We start from the raw sequence: 16,314 nt of genomic DNA, 5'->3' as shown, positions 1-16,314 counted from the left end.
CAAATCCCATCCATCCTGTATGTTTGGAAATGCCGCTATTGACCCCGGATCCGCCGCGGGTGGCTTCCGAGAATGGGCCGGAACGAAGCTCGTCGGAGGAAGCCACCCGCGGCGGATCGCCAGGGACCATCTCGTGTGATCCCATTGCGGCCGCCCCGGGAGAACGCGGGCGGGGGTGGCCTCCCCCGCCCGCGGCGGAAACGTCCAGGCCGAATCCATCCAGGACCTCCGAGTCCGTGACCGAGCTCATGGCCGTTCGTTTCCGCTCCCGGTTCAATGCTCGAACCACTGAATGGGTCTTTGAACCCGCATCGCAAGATTGAGACATGAACCGCAATACACCTACCCACATCGGCATCGACGTGTCAAAAGCACGCCTCGACGTCCATATCCCCGGCCAAGCCCACCTGCAGGTCGCCAATTCCGCCCGCGGGCTGGACGACCTCTTCGCCGCCATCGCCGGCGTGGAGACTCCCCACCTCGTCTGCGAGTCCACCGCGGGCTATCAGAAGTTGTTGGCCGTCACCGCCCTCCAGCGCGGCATCCCCGTCTCGGTCGTCATGCCCGCCCGCGTCCGCTATTTCGCGCTCTCCGGAGGCATCCTCGCCAAGACCGACCGCATCGATGCCCGCCTCATCGCAAGCTACGCCGACACTCACCGGCCCCCGGCCCTGGTGGCTCCCGATCCCGCGGCCGTCGTGCTGCGCCAGATGCTCGAAGCACGGCGCGTCCTCGTCGACCTCATCACCGATACCGGCAACCGCCTTGAGCTCGCCGAGGGCTTCCTTCGCAAAACCCTCACCAAGCTGCGCCGCGCGACACAGCGCCTGCTCGACCAGGCCGATGCCGGTATCGCCGCCCACGTCGCGGCCTCGCCCGTGCTCGCCGCCAAGTCCGAACGGCTCCGCCAGCTCAAGGGGGCAGGTCCCGTCCTCGCCCACACCCTGCTGGCCTACCTCCCCGAACTCGGCATCTTGCCCGACAAGACCGTGGCCTGTCTCGCGGGCGTCGTCCCTCACCCCAAGGACAGCGGCACCACCTGCGGCAAGCGCAAGATCCAAGCCGGCAGGGGGGCGGTGCGCAAGGTCCTCTACATGGCCGCGGTCTCCGCCTCGCACTCCAACACCGTTTTGAAAGCCTTCTACCAACGTCTCTTACAAGCGGGCAAGCCCGCCAAAGTCGCGCTCACCGCCGTCATGCGCAAGATGATCACCGTACTAAACAAACTTCTCACCGACCCGGATTTTACCCTCGCCTGAAAACACCACTGCTCGGTCCAAACTTCAGAAGGAGCGCAGTTAAAATAGAGGCGCCTACATGATATCCAGATCATGGGCCGAGAGCCGAGATGTCAAAGCGGGACAAGGCGGTCTCTCCTCCGGATTTAAAGGTGAATCCGAATCCTGTTTACAATATTATGATTACTTCTTGTGCGCTTGACTTCTAACATGTAGTCGATTTCCCGCGGTCGGAATTGCCCACGCCCGCAGAGCCGGTCGCCCCTTTTTGTTAGCTGCGCTGTTCCCATCCAACCTACTGCATGAGTTCACCCTCTTCTCTCCCCGCTTTCATCTTCACCCTGCTCGCAGCCGCACCCTTATCCGCTGTCGCGCAGAGTAATTATACAGTGATAAGCACCGCGGATACCACCGCGTCCGGCACACTCCGTTGGGCGATTGGCCAGGCAAATTGAGATGCAACGGATTTTTGGACCGGTTGTTGGTTAGTTGGACGGAATGAGTTCGGCCTCGAACCGGGCCGGGGATCGGTAGCCGAGCGAGGAGTGCCTGCGATGGGTGTTGTAGTAGCCCTCGATGAAACTGAAGATTTCGGTCCGGGCGTCCTGTCCGTCAATGAAGCAGCCTCCCTGCAGCATCTCCTTCTTGAGGGTGGCCATGAACGATTCGCTCCACGCGTTGTGGTAGGGGTTGGCCCGTGCCGACATGCTCTGGCAGATGCCGGCCCGGGAGAGCATGGCGCGATATTCGCAGCTTCCGTACTGGCTGCCGCGGTCGCTATGGAAGATCAGGCCCGGGGCCGGACGACGCGAGCCGAGTCCTTGGGCGAGAGCATCGGCAACGAGCCCGGCGCGCATGTGGCGGGCCAGCGACCAGCCGGTGATGCGGCGCGTGCAGAGGTCGATGACCACCGCGAGGTAAAGCCATCCGGAGGCGGTGGGAATGAAGGTGATGTCGCCCGCCCAGACTTGGTCCGGCCGGTCGGGCAGCTCCTTTCCCGCGATGAGGTTGGGCGAGGGTTTGTCGGCCCGGCCGTCGCTGGTCTTCGGCACGAAGGTCTTGGGCTGGATGGCCTTGAGGCCGCGCTCGGCCATGAGCCTGCGGACCCGGGCGGGCGCACAGGTGATGCCGCGCCCGGCAAGCTCGTGCCAGATGCGGCGGTGGCCGTAGCGCCGCCGGTGGCTCTTGAAGATTTCTTCAATCGCATCGCCGGCCGCTTTGTCCGAGCGTTTGGAGGGGGTGGGTGCGGCGGCGTGGTAGTAGCTGCTGCGGGGCAGCTCGAGGACCTCGCAGATCCGGCGGATGCCGTGGCCGGTGGCGCGGTGGATTTCCCCGATCATGGCGCGGAGTCCGGCCGGGGACTGGTCCCGAGGATGACCGCGGCCTTTTTTAAAATGTCATTTTCCTGGCGCAGGCGGGCGAGCTCGCGGCGCAACGCGCGCAGGTCGTCCGCTGCGTCCCCCTCGCCTGCGGCTCGCGGGCCTTCGCTGCCGCCCTGCGCGCGCCTTGCCGCCTGTCTCCAGCCATGGAGGAGGTTGGCGCTCATGCAGAGTTCGCGGGCGATCTCGGTGACGGACCGGCCGGTGTCGGCAAGCGCGACGGCCTGGGCTTTGAATTCCTCGGTATATTGCCTGCGTGGCTTGGGATTCATGGACATGGATTCTGGAGTTTGTTGGTCCAGAAATCCAGCACACCTCAAATGCCAATCCCGGAAGCACCGTCACACTCAACAACAACCTCGGCACGATCACGCTGACCAGCGCGCTGCCACTCATCACCGCGGCGGTCACCATCCAGGGCGGCACCGGAAATACGGTCAGCGGGGCCGGCCTGTATCGTGTGTTCTTCGTGGATGCTCCCGCGCAGACCGTTGCATTGCAGTCCCTCACCATTGCCGGCGGGCGCGCCAAGGGCGGCAGCGGCAGTGCCCGTGGTGGCGGCGGCATGGGGGCCGGTGGTGCGATCTTCGTCGATGCCGGCCAGGTCACCCTTACCGCTGTTTCTTTCTCGAACAACTCCGCGGTCGGTGGCGGCGGTGGTAATGCTTCACCGGTCGACATTCATGGCGGCGGCGGTGGTGGCTTGGGCGGCAGCGGCGGCTTTCCGGGCGGGAATGCCTCCGGCGGCGGCGGCGGATACGGCGGTAACGGTGGTAACGACGGCGGCGGTGGCGGCGGCCTCATTGGCAATGGCGGCAGTGGCTCGGACTTCGCGGGCGGCGGCGGCGGCGGCTTGACCGATGGCGGCAATGCAAGCGGCGCTAGCGGTGGCGCGGGAGGCACAGGCGGCGGCAATGCTCCCAATTTCGTGAACGTGAGCAATAGCTTCGGCGGGTTCGGCTCGCTCTATGGCGGCGGCGGCAGCACTGCCAGAATCGGATCCTTCGGCGGCCAGGCAATCGGCGGCACTGGCGGCAAATACGGCGGCGGCGGTGGTATGTTCGATTCCACCTCACAATTCAGCGCCGGATCGATGCAGGCCGGCCATGGCGGGGACTACGGCGGCGGCGGCGGCGACCGGCTCAATGCGAAAGGCGGAAGCCATATCGCGGGCAATGGCGGCTACGGCGGCGGCGGCGGCGGCGGTTGTTCTTCGCATACCGTTCCGTCCGACCGCGGCCGGTCGGGCAATGGCGGCTTTGGCGGTGGCGGCGGTGGCAATGTTTATGAGCCTGCCTCAGGGGGCCGCTTCGGCGGCAATGGCGGCCACTATTCCCAACCGGTCGGCAACCCTTTCTCGGAAACCCTGAGCGGCGGCGGCGGCGGTGGCGCGGCCTTGGGCGGGAATATCTTCGTCCGCGGTGGCAATGGAGCCACGGTCACTTTCATCAACACCGTCCCGGCGGATGGCAGCGTCACCGGCGGTGTGGCGGGTGCCGATCATGTGGTGGTCCCGAACCGCCTCACCCTCGCCCAGGCCGGCCAGGCGCGCGGCAGCAATCTCTTCCTGGACGGCGGTCTGGCAACCTTCAACCTGAGCTCGGGCGTCCAAACCTTCACGGGCTCGATCGCGGATGCCTCGTCCGTGGGCGGCACTGCCGCCTCGCTCACCAAGACCGGCGCCGGAACCCTGGAGTTCACGGGAATCCCCGGCTACGGCGGTGTCACCCTCATCTCGGCCGGCACCCTCCGGCTCAATAGTCCCGCCGCCCTCACCTTTGCCAGTGCCACTTCGGGCGGCGGCATCCTGGAGAAAGCCGGAGCGGGCGTCCTCACGCTCAGCGGAGCCAACCTGCACAGCGGCGGCACCATAATCTCCGGCGGCATCCTCCAGCTTGGCAACGGTGGCACCACCGGCTCGCTCGCCGGAAACATCACCAACAACGGCACGCTCAGCTTCAATCGCTCCGATGCCACCAGCTTCGGCGGCATCATCTCGGGCAGCGGTGCCCTGGTGAAAAACGGCGCCGAACTGCTCACCCTCACGGGAGATAGCACCTACTCCGGCACCACGACTGTCAACACGGGGACCCTGCGTCTCAGCGGGGATCTCTATGCCGACGGGACGACGGCGGGCTCCATCAGCGTGAATTCCGGCGCGACCCTGTCCCTCAACCGCCAGGATATCCTGGGCAACCATTCATTCAATTCCCCGGCGGTCCTGACCATTCAGTCGGGCGGCCTGGTCACCAATGCCGGCGGCAACGTCTACAACACCCTCAGCAACCTCGTCATCAATGGTGGCGAACTCCGGGCGGATGGCGGCAGCAGCTCGGTCTTCCCCGCCTATCAACTCAAGGGCACCGTCACCACGGGCGGCACCAGCACCTCCACGATCGGCACCACCGCCGCGGCCAATTCGCAGATCCAGATCGGCAACAACAGCGCGGGCGGTCTCACCACTTTCGCGGTAGCGGACGCCACCGGCAACAGCTCGCCCGACCTCAGCATCGCCGCCACGCTCCAGGACGGCCGGTCCTTCGGTGCCGGTGGCACGGGCCTGGTCGCGAGCGGCCTCGTCAAGACCGGTCCCGGCACCCTCGTGCTCGGCGCTTACAATCTCTACTCCGGGCCGACCACCGTCAGCAGCGGCACCCTGAAGCTGGAGAGCAATACCCTGTCTCCGGCCTTTGCCATCGCTTCCGCGGCCACGCTGGAACTGAACGCGAACAACGGCACGCTCAGCTACGACAGCGCCTTGCCCGTCACCACCATATCCGGTGCGGGCACCTTGCGGAAGACCGGCACCGGCCTCATCGTCTGGGAGGGCAAGTCCGCACACTTCGAGTTGGCATCCGGCAGCTTGATCGATGTCCAGGCGGGGGTCTTCTCCGGCGGCTCTTTTGGCAATGAGGTCTGGCTGCTGAACAAGTCCGACCTCAACGTCGCCGCCGGTGCCACCTTCAACGGCGTGGAGGCGAACGTGCGCGTCGACTCGCTCTCCGGAGCTGGAAAGATCCAATCGGGCTACGACGGCAACCGCCAGTTCACCTTCGGCGTGGACGATGGCGGTGGCACCTTTCCCGGCGAATTGTCCGATAATGCCGGGCTCACGGGAAACTACACCAAGCAAGGCAGCGGCATCCAGACTCTCAGCGGGACGAATACCTTCACCGGCGTTCTGACCATCAGCGGCGGTGCGCTCCAGATTGGAGAGGGCGGCACCACCGGCTCCCTGGCCACTCCCGCCATTGCCAACAACGCCGCTCTCACTTTCAACCGCTCCAACGATGTCGTCTACACCGGCGTGATTTCCGGCAGCGGGCTCGTTTCCAAGCTCGGCACCGGCACTCTCACCCTTTCCGGCACCCAATCCTACACCGGCGGCACCAATGTCGCTGCAGGCACGCTCCAGATCGGCAGCGGCGGCAGCACCGGCTCGATCGCCGGGAACATCTCGAACGAAGGCACGCTGGTCTTCAATCGTTCCACCGCCTTCACCTTCGGCGGTCTGATCACGGGCAGCGGCTCCCTCGCCAAGCTCGGCGCGGAAACCCTGATCCTCACCGGTGACAACACCTACAGCGGCACCACCACCATCTCCGGAGGCACCCTGCAGGTCGGCAATGGCGGCAGCGGCGGGACGCTCGGCAGCGGCCCGGTCGCGAACAACGGCGCACTCGTCTTCAACCGCGCGGGAGACCTGAGCATCGCCACTGGCATCTCCGGCACCGGCTCCCTCACCAAGCTGGGTACAGGAACACTCGTACTTGCAGCCGATAACACCTACAGCGGCACCACCACCATCACGGCCGGCACCTTGCAGATCGGCACCGGCGGTTCCACCGGTACCTTCGGCAGCGGCGCGGTGATCAACAATGGCAGCCTGGTGCTGAACACCTCCGGGCAATCCCTGCTGTCCGGCAGCATCAGCGGCACCGGCTCGCTCGTCAAACTCGGCCAAGGCACCACGATCCTCACCGGCACCAATACCTACACCGGCTCGACCACCATCGCGGCCGGCACCTTGCAGGTCTCCGGCAGCGGGTCGATCCCCGGCAACGTGGTCACCAATGGTGTGCTGGCCTTCAATAGCTCCGCCGCTCTCACCGTCGGCAGCGTCATCTCGGGCACCGGCGCCCTCGCCAAACTCGGCAGCGGCACCCTGACGCTCACCAACGAGAACACCTACAGTGCCGGCACCACCATCACGGCAGGCACCTTGCAGATCGGCAACGGCGGTTCCTCCGGATCGATCGCCGGCAACGTGACCGCGGACGGCACCCTGGTCTTCAACCGGGCAGATGACTTCAACTTCAATGGAACCATCTCCGGCACCGGCGCTCTCACCAAGCTCGGCACCGGCATCCTCACGCTCACCGCGAACAACCTCTTCAGCGGCACCACCACCGTCGCCGCGGGCACCTTGCAGATCGGCAATGGCGGTGCCACCGGATCGATCGGCGGTGATGTGATCACGAACGATGCACTGGTCGTCAACCGCACCGGCGACCTCGCGCTCGGAGGCTTCATCTCGGGAACCGGTAACCTCGTCAAACTCGGCAGCAACATCCTGACGCTGACTAACAATAACAACTACAGCGGCGGGACCACGATCACCGGCGGCACCCTGCAGATCGGCGATGGCGGCGGCGGCGGTAGCTTCGGCGGCGGCGCGCTCGTCAATAACGGTGCCCTGATCCTGAACCGTTACGGTTCCCTTTCCGGGACCGGGAATGTCACCGGCAGCGGTTCGCTCACCAAGACCGGATCCGGCACCTTGGCCATCTCCGGCGACTACGCCCACACCGGCGGGACCACCGTGGCCGGTGGCACGCTGCAGATCGGCGACGGATCGATCTTCGGATCGATTGCCGGCCCTATCACCATCAATGGCACGCTCGCCTTCAACCGCTTCGACTCCATCACCTATGGCAGCATCATTTCGGGCGGCGGTTCCCTCGCGCAGCTCGGCTGGGGCACCCTCACGCTCACGGCCAATAACACCTACGGCGGCAACACCACCGTCGGCGAAGGTACCTTGTCGATCGGCGCTGGCGGCACCTCTGGATCGGTCGCGGGCAATATCACCAACGACGGCGCGCTGATCTTCAACCGCTCCGACACCGTTACCTACACCCGCGTCATTTCCGGCGTCGGGACCGTTACCAAGCTTGGCGCCGGCACTCTGATTTTCACCGGCGGCAACCGCTACACCGGCGGCACCACGATCGCGGAAGGCACCCTGCAACTCGGTATCGGCGGCGCCGGCGGGGTCATCTTCCTTACCTCGGTGGTCAACAACGGTGCGCTGGTCTTCAACCGCAGCGCAAACATCGGCCCGGTCAACCTCATGTCCGGAACCGGCTCGCTCACCAAGCTCGGCATCGGCATGCTGACATTGGGCGAAGAGAACACCTACACCGGCGCGACCAACGTCAACTCCGGCATCCTGCGCGTGAGCGGGGCGCTCTACAACGAAGGGTCGGTCGCCGCTTCCATCACCGTCAATGCCGGCGGCACGCTCAACCTCTTCCGCGATAACATCCTGGGCACCCACATGGCCAATCCGGTCACCGCGCTGACCATCAATGCCGGCGGGCTCGTCACCAATACCGGTGGCAACTTCTTCAACACGTTCAACATTCTCAACCTGAATGGCGGTGAACTCCACGCGGACGGAGGTGCCGACCAGATCTTCCCGGCCTATCAGCTCAAGGGCACCGTGACTGCCGCCGGCACCGTCCCCTCGCAGATCACCACCAGCGGCGCGACCAATTCCGATTTCCATCTCGGCAACAACGCCGAAGGCGGCTTCACGACCTTCGACGTGGCCGATGTCAGCGCCAGCAGCGCCGCCGACCTCACCATCTCCGCGATCCTCGGGAACGGCCGCGATGGCAACGCCACCCTGGTTCCCAGCGGTCTCGTCAAAACCGGACCCGGCACCCTGACGCTCGCCGGCGCTAATACCTACACTGCCGCCACCACCGTCAGCACCGGCACCTTGCTCGTGAACGGCTCGCTCGCCGACACTCCCGTGAATGTCACCGGCGGCGCCACCCTCGGCGGCAGCGGCAGCATCGGCGGCCAGACCACGATCCCCGGCACTGCACGCCTGGCCCCCGGGAATGGCAGCTCCCCCGGCACGCTCACCTTCACCAACGGGCTCGCTCTCGGCGCCGCTTCCATCCTCGATCTCCGCATCGGCGATTTGATCCGCGTGTCCGGCGGCACCGCCAGCGGCCCGCTCTCCGGCACGATCATGGTCAATCTCAGCGATGCCGGCGGCTTCAGCGGCGGAACCTTCACGCTCCTCGACGCAAGCGGTGCCACGCTCGATGGACTCGGCGCGGGTTCCTTCACGCTCGGTAGCGTCATCCCCGGCTACACCTATCAGTTCTCGCAGGCCGGCAGCCTGATCCAGCTCACCGCCACCGCCCCGACTCCCTACGACACCTGGAGCAGCATCATCGGCGATCCCGCGCTCCGTGAACGCTCCGCCGACCCGGACGGCGATGGTTTCTCCAATCTCCTCGAGTATCTTTTCGGCACCTCGGCGATTCTTCCCGAAGGCTCGCTGGTCGCATCCGATAGGACCCCGGACGGCCTGGTGATCCGGTGGCTGCAGCGGAACTCCGACGCGAGCTTCCAACTCGAGGAAAGCGGCAGCCTCGCCGGTCCGTGGCCTCCGAGCGCTTTGCCCGTCACCGATGCCGACCAGACCGGTGCCCCTGCCGGCTACACCCGCAAGCAAGCGGTCGTGCCCTTCACGCAGGGCCTGCGCTTCTTCCGGATTCAAGGTCTGGAGAATTGAAGAGCGCTGCCGCACACCTTCATGGGGGAACCTTAAGGGGAGTACCTTAATGGGGGAACCTTTGTGCCCCGTTTTGGGGGACGGGTGGTGTCCCGAAACGGGGGACGGGTCCCACCCCGAAATGGGGGACGGGTCCCGTACCGTTTCGGGGGACGGGTGGTGTCCCGTTCCGGGGGGCAGGTAGGCGAGAGTCAGAATTGCGCCTTCACCGGGGCAGGCGGGATGTGCTATCGGTCCGCTCATGAGTGCTGGCAAACTTCTCCTCGCGGCTGCGCCTGGCATCCTCGCCTTGGCGGGCGTCGTCTTCCTCGGGATGCGGGACGGCTCGGCCAAAGCCGGGGCCCCGGCACAAGGGTCTACCGAGGTGCTGTCCCCCAAGGATCTCGGCATCGCCAAGCACCGCTTCAGCGCCCGGCCCGGGGCGAATGAGGTGGCGATCTTCCGCACCCGCTATCATTCGGCCTTGGATCCGTTGGAGAAGATGACCTTCGACCAGATCTACTTCACCAATGGCGATCTTGCCGTGGCGGACGTGATCATCGCACCGATGTCCTTCTACCGCGACCAGCCCGAGCAAACGGAGAAGACTGCCGAGACGCTTTTCCGCGATTCATGGCGGCTGCGGGCCGCGGGCTTCAATTATGAGGTGAAGGATTTCACCTTCCTCAGATCCGGGTTCGGACCGAATGGTTTCGGCGGCAACAGCACGGGCGAACTGGTCTACACCCGGAACCGGACTCTCAAATCGGAGGATCTGGTATTCCACTTCGAGATGATCGTGATGAGTCTGGAGAAGGCGAAGAAGCTGCATCCCAAACTCGAGAGCGAGGTGCAGAGCCTCACGGGCCCATGGGCGGCGGCCTACGTGCTCGATACAGAACCCGGCGAAAGCGGGACGGCACCTTAGGGGCGATCGCGGCTACTTGCGGAAGAATTCCAGCGTCGTGGCGAGCGCCTCGTCCAGGGAGTGCTGCGGGGTCCAGCCGGCGGCGAGGAGCTTGGCGGCGCTGGAGCGGGAGTGCTTCACATCGCCGGCGCGCCCGGGGCCGTGGAGGACTTGGGAAGCGGAGCCGGAGGAGGCGATGATCTTGTGCGCGAGGTCGTTGATGGTCATCTGCCCGCCGTAGCCGGCATTGAACACGCCGGTGACGCCGGGGGTCTCGGCGGCGAAGGAGAGGGCGCCGACGATGTCCTTGACGTAGATGAAGTCGCGGGTCTGCTCGCCATCGCCATGGACGGTGATGTCCTCGGCCTTGAGGGCCTTCTCGATGAAGATCGGGACGGCGGCGGCGTAGGCACCCTTCGGGTCTTGGCGCGGGCCGAAGACGTTGAAGAAGCGGATCGCGGCGGTTTCGAGGCCGCGCTCGCGGTTGAAGAGATCGAGGTAGTATTCCCCGTCCAGCTTGGTGACGGCGTAGGGGCTCTTCGGCTCGGGCAGCATGGTCTCGAGCTTCGGCACGCTCGGGTTGTCCCCGTAGATCGCGGCGGAGGAGGCGAAGACCAGCTTTTTCACGCCCGCGGCGGCGGCGGCTTCGAGGACATTGAGCAGGCCGTGGACGTTGATGTCCACGCACTCCCCGGGCTTGGCCATCGACTCGGGCACGCTGACCAACGCGGCCATGTGGAAGATGTAGTCCACACCCTCCACGGCTTTCGCCACGGCCTCGCGGTCGGTGACGGAGCCTTCGATGAAGGTGGCCTTCAGGCCATCGAGGTTCTTGCGGAAGCCGGTGCGGAGGTTGTCGAGCACGCGGATCTCTTCCGCCTTGTCCTGATAGTGCTCGACGATGTGCGAGCCGATGAAGCCGGAGCCTCCGGTGACGAGGATTTTCACGCTGCGGGATAGGGAAGGGGAATGGATCTCAGGCGGCGACGACGATCTTCGCGCCGCCCGCAGCGGCTTGCACCATTTCTTCCATCTGTTCGAGGTTTTCCTCGATGGCCTTGACCATGGCGAACTGGGCGCGGCAGCGGTCGATGTTGTGGCCGGGGCGCTTGGTCTTGAAGTAGACGTCGCCCTGCAGGTGATCGGTCAGGAAGCGCATGCCGCACTCGAGGGTCAGCAGCTTGCCGGAGAAGGCGAGGTGATCGACCTCGGCGCGGTTGAGGAAGCAGGAGGCGCTTTCGAGGTAGCCGCGCAGCAGGGCTGCGAAGCGGTCGAGGCGGATGCTGATGAGCGAGAGGTCGATCTCGTCCTCGCGGGTGGTCGGGGTGGCGGTGCGGACCATGTCGCCGAAGTCGTAGAGCACGCTGCCGGGCATGGTGGTATCGAGGTCGATCACGCAGATGCCCTCCGAGCTCACGTCATCGAGGAGGACGTTGTTGAGCTTGGTATCGTTGTGGGTGACGCGTTCGGGAATGACGCCGGCGCTGATCAGGTCGGTCACGCGGCGGCAATCGCTGGCGCGGGCGAGGGCGAACTCGATCTCCGCCTTGCAGTTGCGGGCGCGGCCGGCGATGTCGGCGTCGATCGCGTCCTGCAGGGCCAGCAGGCGGGAGGGCGTGTGGTGGAAGTTCGGGATCGTCTCGTGGAGGCGCTTGCCACCGAGGTCGGCGGCGAGCTTCTGGAACTCGCCGAAGGCGCGGGCGGCTTGTTCGGCCTGGAGGTTGCTGCGGATCTCATCGTAGCCGCGGGCGCGCTCGATGAAGGGGTAGGTGCGCCAGAAGTTGCCATCGCGGTCGACCACGTAAGGCTTGCCCTCGACCGAGGGCAGCACGGTCAGGGTGCGGCGGTAGGCTTCGGGGTGATTCTGGTCGAGCAGGCGCGCCAGGGAGTGGGCGGTGACGCGCTCGATGTTCTCCATCAGCGCGGCGGGATCCTTGAAGATGTTGTGATTGATCCGCTGGTGGATGTAGCGGATCCGGACGCCGGCCTGGTCGTACCACGCGCAGTAGGTGTCGTTGATGTGGCCCGAGCCGTAAGGCTGGGCATCAACGAAGTCCGCTCTCATGTCGAAGAGGGCGGCGACATGGCGTAGGTCGTGCATGAGTCTGAAAGTAGGTAGCTAAGCTCCCCAAATCGAGAATAAAATGAGGTAAGAGTATTATTTCAGCGGATTTTGTGATCTTTGTGTCAGGAAATCAAGGAATCAGGTGCAGGCGCGCATTTTCGTGGCCGAGGATTTCATTTGCCGGGTGGGGGAGAAGGCAGGGAGTTTGAAGCATGTTCCTGCCGGGATTTCGCGAGCTTGTCAAAGAGGGTTGGGTGAAGGTGATCGACGAGTTGAAGGTCGCGGGCGGCCTGCCGGTCAGCGAATTGAGCCGCCGTCTCGGGACCAGCTACATGGGGATGAAGGACCAGTGCGACAAGCTGGTGAAGCTGGGCTACGTGGAGCGCTGGCGTCTGCCGCGGCAGGAGGTGGGACGGCCGGAGATCATGTACCGGCTGGCTCCGAAGGCCGATGCGATTTTCCCCCAGGCCGGGGTGAGCCTTTCGCTGGAACTGCTGGAGGCGGCGCGCGCGCTGTTCGGCGCGGCGGCCCCGGAGCGCTTGCTGGCGCAGTACTTCGGCCAGCAGCGGGAGAAGTGGCGGGTGAAGGTCCAGAAGGGGAAGTCGCTGGTGGAGCGGGCGACGATCTTGTCCGGGCTGCGGGAGAAGGAAGGCTGCTTCGGGCGCTGCAAGTATGATCCGGCGAAGGGCTTCCGGATCGAGGAGTATCACCATCCCCTCCACGCGGTATTCGCGGTGTATCCGGGGGCGATCAACCTGGAACTGCGGATGATGGAGGAGATCCTGGGGACGAAGGTGGTGCGGAAGGAAGTGGCGGGTGGGAGAGCGGGACCGGCGCGGGTGGATTATGAAGTTTCGACCTTGGGGGTTGTGGGGTGAAAGGCAAGAAGGCGAACATCGAACATCGAACATCGAACATCGAACATCGAAGGAAAGGCAAAGTGGCAGTAGAACGCGAACCTTGCGCTGCTTACCTTTGAGGTCTGGCTGGTTCGCCCTGACCCCTGACCCCCGGCCACTGATCCCTTCTTTTGCTTTCTCTCCGAAACTGTTGAATAGTCTCCGCACTATTTCGTCGAAGCCCCGTAATCCCCGAATTCTCATGAAAAGATCGCGTCTCCTCTGGACCTCGTCGTTGTGCCTGGTGCTTTCCGCGTGTGATAACAAGCCGAAGCCGGAAGCGGCGGAGGGCGGGGGAGGTGGTGGAGCGGCCAGGGGCGATCTGGCGGCACAGCGGGCGGCGCTGGAGGATGAGCGGATGGAGATCGAGCGGGAGCGGCTGGAGGAGGAGCGGCTGGCGCTTGAGGAGGAGAAGGCGGCCTTGGCGCGCGATCGCGAGGCACGGCTGGCGGCGCGGGAGGAAGATGCGGCGGCGATCGATGCTTCCTTGGCAGAACGGCAGCGCGAGATCGAATCGCGCGAGACGACACTGGGCGAAGATGAGGGTGAGCTGGCGGCGCGGGAATCGAACCTCAGCGAGCGCGAGATGGAGCAGGCGGGGCAGGAGTATTTTTCGGATTGGGAGCCGGCACCGGTGGCGGATTACGAGGAGCCGGTGGCGGACTACGAGACTTTCTACGAGGACCTGCAGCCCTACGGTTCGTGGTTCGAGACGCCGGACTACGGCTACGTGTATCAGCCGACGGTGGTGGTGCAGGATACTTCATGGCGGCCCTACACGAAGGGCCGCTGGGCTTGCACGAACCGCGGTTGGAACTGGTGCTCCGAGGAACCCTTCGGCTGGGCCTGCTACCACTACGGCCGCTGGACCTGCGTGCAGGGCCGCGGCTGGTGCTGGGTGCCCGGCGACGAGTGGGCGCCATCGTGGGTGTGCTGGCGCGAGGGCGGCGATCACGTGGGCTGGGCGCCGCTGCCGCCGGAGACGCTGTGCTATCGCCGCCACCAGTGGACGAGCTCGGTGGAGACGGATTTCGGGATCGGCTCGGAGTGGTTCGTGTTCGTGAACTGCAAGAACATGGCGGACTCGCTGTGGAAGCATTGCCTGCCGCCGGGGCGCAATCCTTTCCTGCTGGAGCACACGAAGGGCATCACGAATATCCACGTGGTCCGCGATCAGGTAATCTGCGGCGGCCCGCGCTGGGATGCTCTGCGCAAGCAGGTGGGCAAGCCGTGGCCGGTCTATCAGCTGCAGCTCAACCGGGTCAGTGCGCTGCGCGACCGCGGGCAACGCCAGGCGCAGTTCCAAGGCAACCGGCTCGCGGTCTTCGCGCCGAATCTGGAGTCGCGCTGGAATGCGCAGCTCAAGCCATCGCGGGTGGCCGGGCAGTGGGCTGATTTGAAGGTGGTGCGCGCGGAGACCGGGATCAAGCCGGAGTGGCGCGAGCGCTTCCGCGACGCCCGCGAGAAGCAGAAGGAGCAAGCGGTGGCGTGGACGCGTGAGCATGGCGAGGGCAATGCGAAGTCGCGGCAGGAGCAGCTTGAGGCGAACCGGCAGAAGGTGCAGGAAGCGCAGCGCGGCCTGCAGGCGAAGCAGGAGAAGATGACCGTGACGCGTCGCGAGCAAGCCAAGCGCGACCGCGAGGCGGCGAGGCGTGATGCGAAGGATGAGCAGACGGTTGACCGGACGACGACCCGGCCGGATCTAGTGGAGCGGCAGCGGCAGAATGCGGAGCGCTTGCGGCAGCTCGATGGCGGGCCGCGTGGCAGTGTCGCGAATGGTGGCGGTGCCAATGGCCAGGGCCAGGGTACGGCGAGCCGCGGTGAAGGCACGCGAACCGAGCAGCGCGATGCCGCGGCCTTGGCACGGCGGCAACGGATCGAGGAAGCGCGGCAGAAGAATTTGGAAGGAGTGCAGCAGGGGCAGGTCCAACGCCAGCAGGGGCAAGAGGCCGAGGGTGCCGCGGGCGCAGGGGCCGATCGGGTGGCGGAAGCGCGCCGTCAGAATCGCGAGCAAGCCGGCCAGCGTCAGCAGCAGCAGCAAGCGACGAATGATGGACAGGTGGCGGAGGCCCGCCAGCGGATCGACGAGGTGAACCGTCGGAATCAGGCGCAGGCGCAACAGCGTCAGCAGCCGCAAGTTCAACCTCAGCCTCAGCAGCAGGATCAGCCGGGACGCCGCGGCCAGATGGCGGAGAACCAGCAACAGCAACAGCGGCAGCAGGAGCAGGCCCGGCAAGCGCAGGAGCAGGCGAACAACAATAACAACAATGCCGAGCAGACGCGCCGCGAGCAGCAGCAGGAGCGCAACAACCAGGAGCAAGCGAACCGCCGCGAGCAGGCTGAGACGGCCCGGCAGCAGCAACAACAGCAGCAGGAACAAGCGCGGCAGCAGCAGCAGGAGATGAATAATCGCCAGCAGCAGCAGCAACAGGAGCAGGCGCGCCGGGAACAGGCGCGGGCCGAGCAGCAGCAGCAAGAGCAAGCGCGCCAGCAGGAGCGCATGCGCGAGCAGGAAGAGCGGGCCCAGCAGCGTGAGGCAGCGCGGCAGGAGCAGGCGGAACAAGCGCGCCAGCAACAGGAGCAGGCGCGTCAGCAGGAACAGGCACGTCAGCAAGAGCGGATGCGCGAGCAGCAGGAAGAGCAGTCGCGCCGCCAGGAGCAGGCGAGGCAGCAGGAGCAGGCGCGTGAGCAAGAGCGCTCGAGGCAGAAGGAGCAGGAAGATAACTCACGGCAGCAGGAGCGGGAGAGAGCACGGCAGGAAGATGCGCAGCGGGGTAGGGGGAGGTGAGGGTTTCCTATCGGGGTCGTGGCGCAGTCGGCTAGGATGCTGTGTCACGCTCCGAGGGTTCAGCTCCATCGGTTTCACGCCGGTGGCACGGACGGCTCTTCCCCTGGGAGCGCGGAGCCATTTGGCACGCGGGGTGGTGTCTCTTTGCCTTGGGTGCGGATAGGCAGTTAAACGATGGCGTTTTCCGTTACAGCCTCGCGATGGAGAGCGCTGCTGGGGTTGCTTCTGCGGGGCAGAGCCTC

At 65.4% G+C, this 16,314-nt stretch carries 9 protein-coding genes; 5 read left to right on the top strand and 4 right to left on the bottom strand.

Going from position 1 to position 16,314, the window contains the following annotated elements:
- The first annotated feature begins 326 nt into the window (after nucleotides 1–326).
- The gene (locus ABWK72_RS08730) at nucleotides 327–1,259 is read left to right on the top strand and encodes an IS110 family transposase (RefSeq protein ID WP_367874403.1); all 933 of its coding nucleotides are present in this window, start codon (nucleotides 327–329) and stop codon (nucleotides 1,257–1,259) included.
- A 464-nt stretch (nucleotides 1,260–1,723) separates the two neighbouring features.
- Here ABWK72_RS08730 and ABWK72_RS08725 read toward each other — a convergent pair whose 3' ends face one another.
- Entirely contained in the window at nucleotides 1,724–2,578 is an 855-nt protein-coding gene (locus tag ABWK72_RS08725; protein WP_367872265.1) for an IS3 family transposase, read from the bottom strand.
- Nucleotides 2,575–2,889: a transposase gene (locus ABWK72_RS08720; RefSeq protein ID WP_367871810.1), complete on the bottom strand. Its 315-nt coding sequence runs from the start codon at nucleotides 2,887–2,889 to the stop codon at nucleotides 2,575–2,577. Before ABWK72_RS08720 ends, ABWK72_RS08725 begins: the two co-directional genes overlap by 4 nt.
- Here ABWK72_RS08720 and ABWK72_RS08715 point away from each other — a divergent pair.
- Nucleotides 2,874–9,434: an autotransporter-associated beta strand repeat-containing protein gene (locus ABWK72_RS08715; RefSeq protein WP_367874402.1), complete on the top strand. Its 6,561-nt coding sequence runs from the start codon at nucleotides 2,874–2,876 to the stop codon at nucleotides 9,432–9,434. The genes ABWK72_RS08720 and ABWK72_RS08715 overlap by 16 nt on opposite strands.
- 241 nt (nucleotides 9,435–9,675) lie before the next feature.
- Entirely contained in the window at nucleotides 9,676–10,341 is a 666-nt protein-coding gene (locus ABWK72_RS08710; protein ID WP_367874401.1) for a hypothetical protein, read from the top strand.
- 12 nt (nucleotides 10,342–10,353) lie between these two features.
- Here the strand turns inward: ABWK72_RS08710 and ABWK72_RS08705 are convergent, their stop codons facing one another.
- Both ABWK72_RS08705 and ABWK72_RS08700 read right to left on the bottom strand, forming a co-directional pair.
- A complete protein-coding gene (locus ABWK72_RS08705) occupies nucleotides 10,354–11,268 on the bottom strand; it encodes an NAD-dependent epimerase/dehydratase family protein (RefSeq protein WP_367874400.1) in 915 nt (304 codons plus the stop codon).
- Nucleotides 11,269–11,296: 28 nt separating this feature from the next.
- A complete protein-coding gene (locus ABWK72_RS08700; protein WP_367874399.1) occupies nucleotides 11,297–12,421 on the bottom strand; it encodes a phosphotransferase enzyme family protein in 1,125 nt (374 codons plus the stop codon).
- Between the two features lie 176 nt (nucleotides 12,422–12,597).
- On the opposite strand from ABWK72_RS08700, the gene ABWK72_RS08695 reads away from it, so the two are divergent.
- Both ABWK72_RS08695 and ABWK72_RS08690 read left to right on the top strand, forming a co-directional pair.
- Entirely contained in the window at nucleotides 12,598–13,263 is a 666-nt protein-coding gene (locus tag ABWK72_RS08695; protein ID WP_367874398.1) for a helix-turn-helix transcriptional regulator, read from the top strand.
- A gap of 223 nt (nucleotides 13,264–13,486) precedes the next feature.
- Nucleotides 13,487–16,072, top strand: coding sequence for a DUF6600 domain-containing protein (locus tag ABWK72_RS08690; protein WP_367874397.1), 2,586 nt, complete (start codon nucleotides 13,487–13,489; stop codon nucleotides 16,070–16,072).
- The last annotated feature ends 242 nt before the right edge of the window (nucleotides 16,073–16,314 follow it).

It is taken from the genome of Luteolibacter sp. Populi, assembly GCF_040801775.1.
GTDB lineage: Bacteria > Verrucomicrobiota > Verrucomicrobiia > Verrucomicrobiales > Akkermansiaceae > Haloferula.
Note: the sequence above shows the minus strand (reverse complement) of the source record. Positions and strands in the feature narration are given on the sequence as shown.

Coding starts and splice junctions, on each gene's coding strand:
- ABWK72_RS08730 (WP_367874403.1), top strand. CDS start 327: ATGAACCGCAATACACCTACCCACATCGGCATCGACGTGTCAAAAGCA.
- ABWK72_RS08725 (WP_367872265.1), bottom strand. CDS start 2,578: ATGATCGGGGAAATCCACCGCGCCACCGGCCACGGCATCCGCCGGATC.
- ABWK72_RS08720 (WP_367871810.1), bottom strand. CDS start 2,889: ATGAATCCCAAGCCACGCAGGCAATATACCGAGGAATTCAAAGCCCAG.
- ABWK72_RS08710 (WP_367874401.1), top strand. CDS start 9,676: ATGAGTGCTGGCAAACTTCTCCTCGCGGCTGCGCCTGGCATCCTCGCC.
- ABWK72_RS08700 (WP_367874399.1), bottom strand. CDS start 12,421: ATGCACGACCTACGCCATGTCGCCGCCCTCTTCGACATGAGAGCGGAC.
- ABWK72_RS08695 (WP_367874398.1), top strand. CDS start 12,598: ATGTTCCTGCCGGGATTTCGCGAGCTTGTCAAAGAGGGTTGGGTGAAG.
- ABWK72_RS08690 (WP_367874397.1), top strand. CDS start 13,487: ATGAAAAGATCGCGTCTCCTCTGGACCTCGTCGTTGTGCCTGGTGCTT.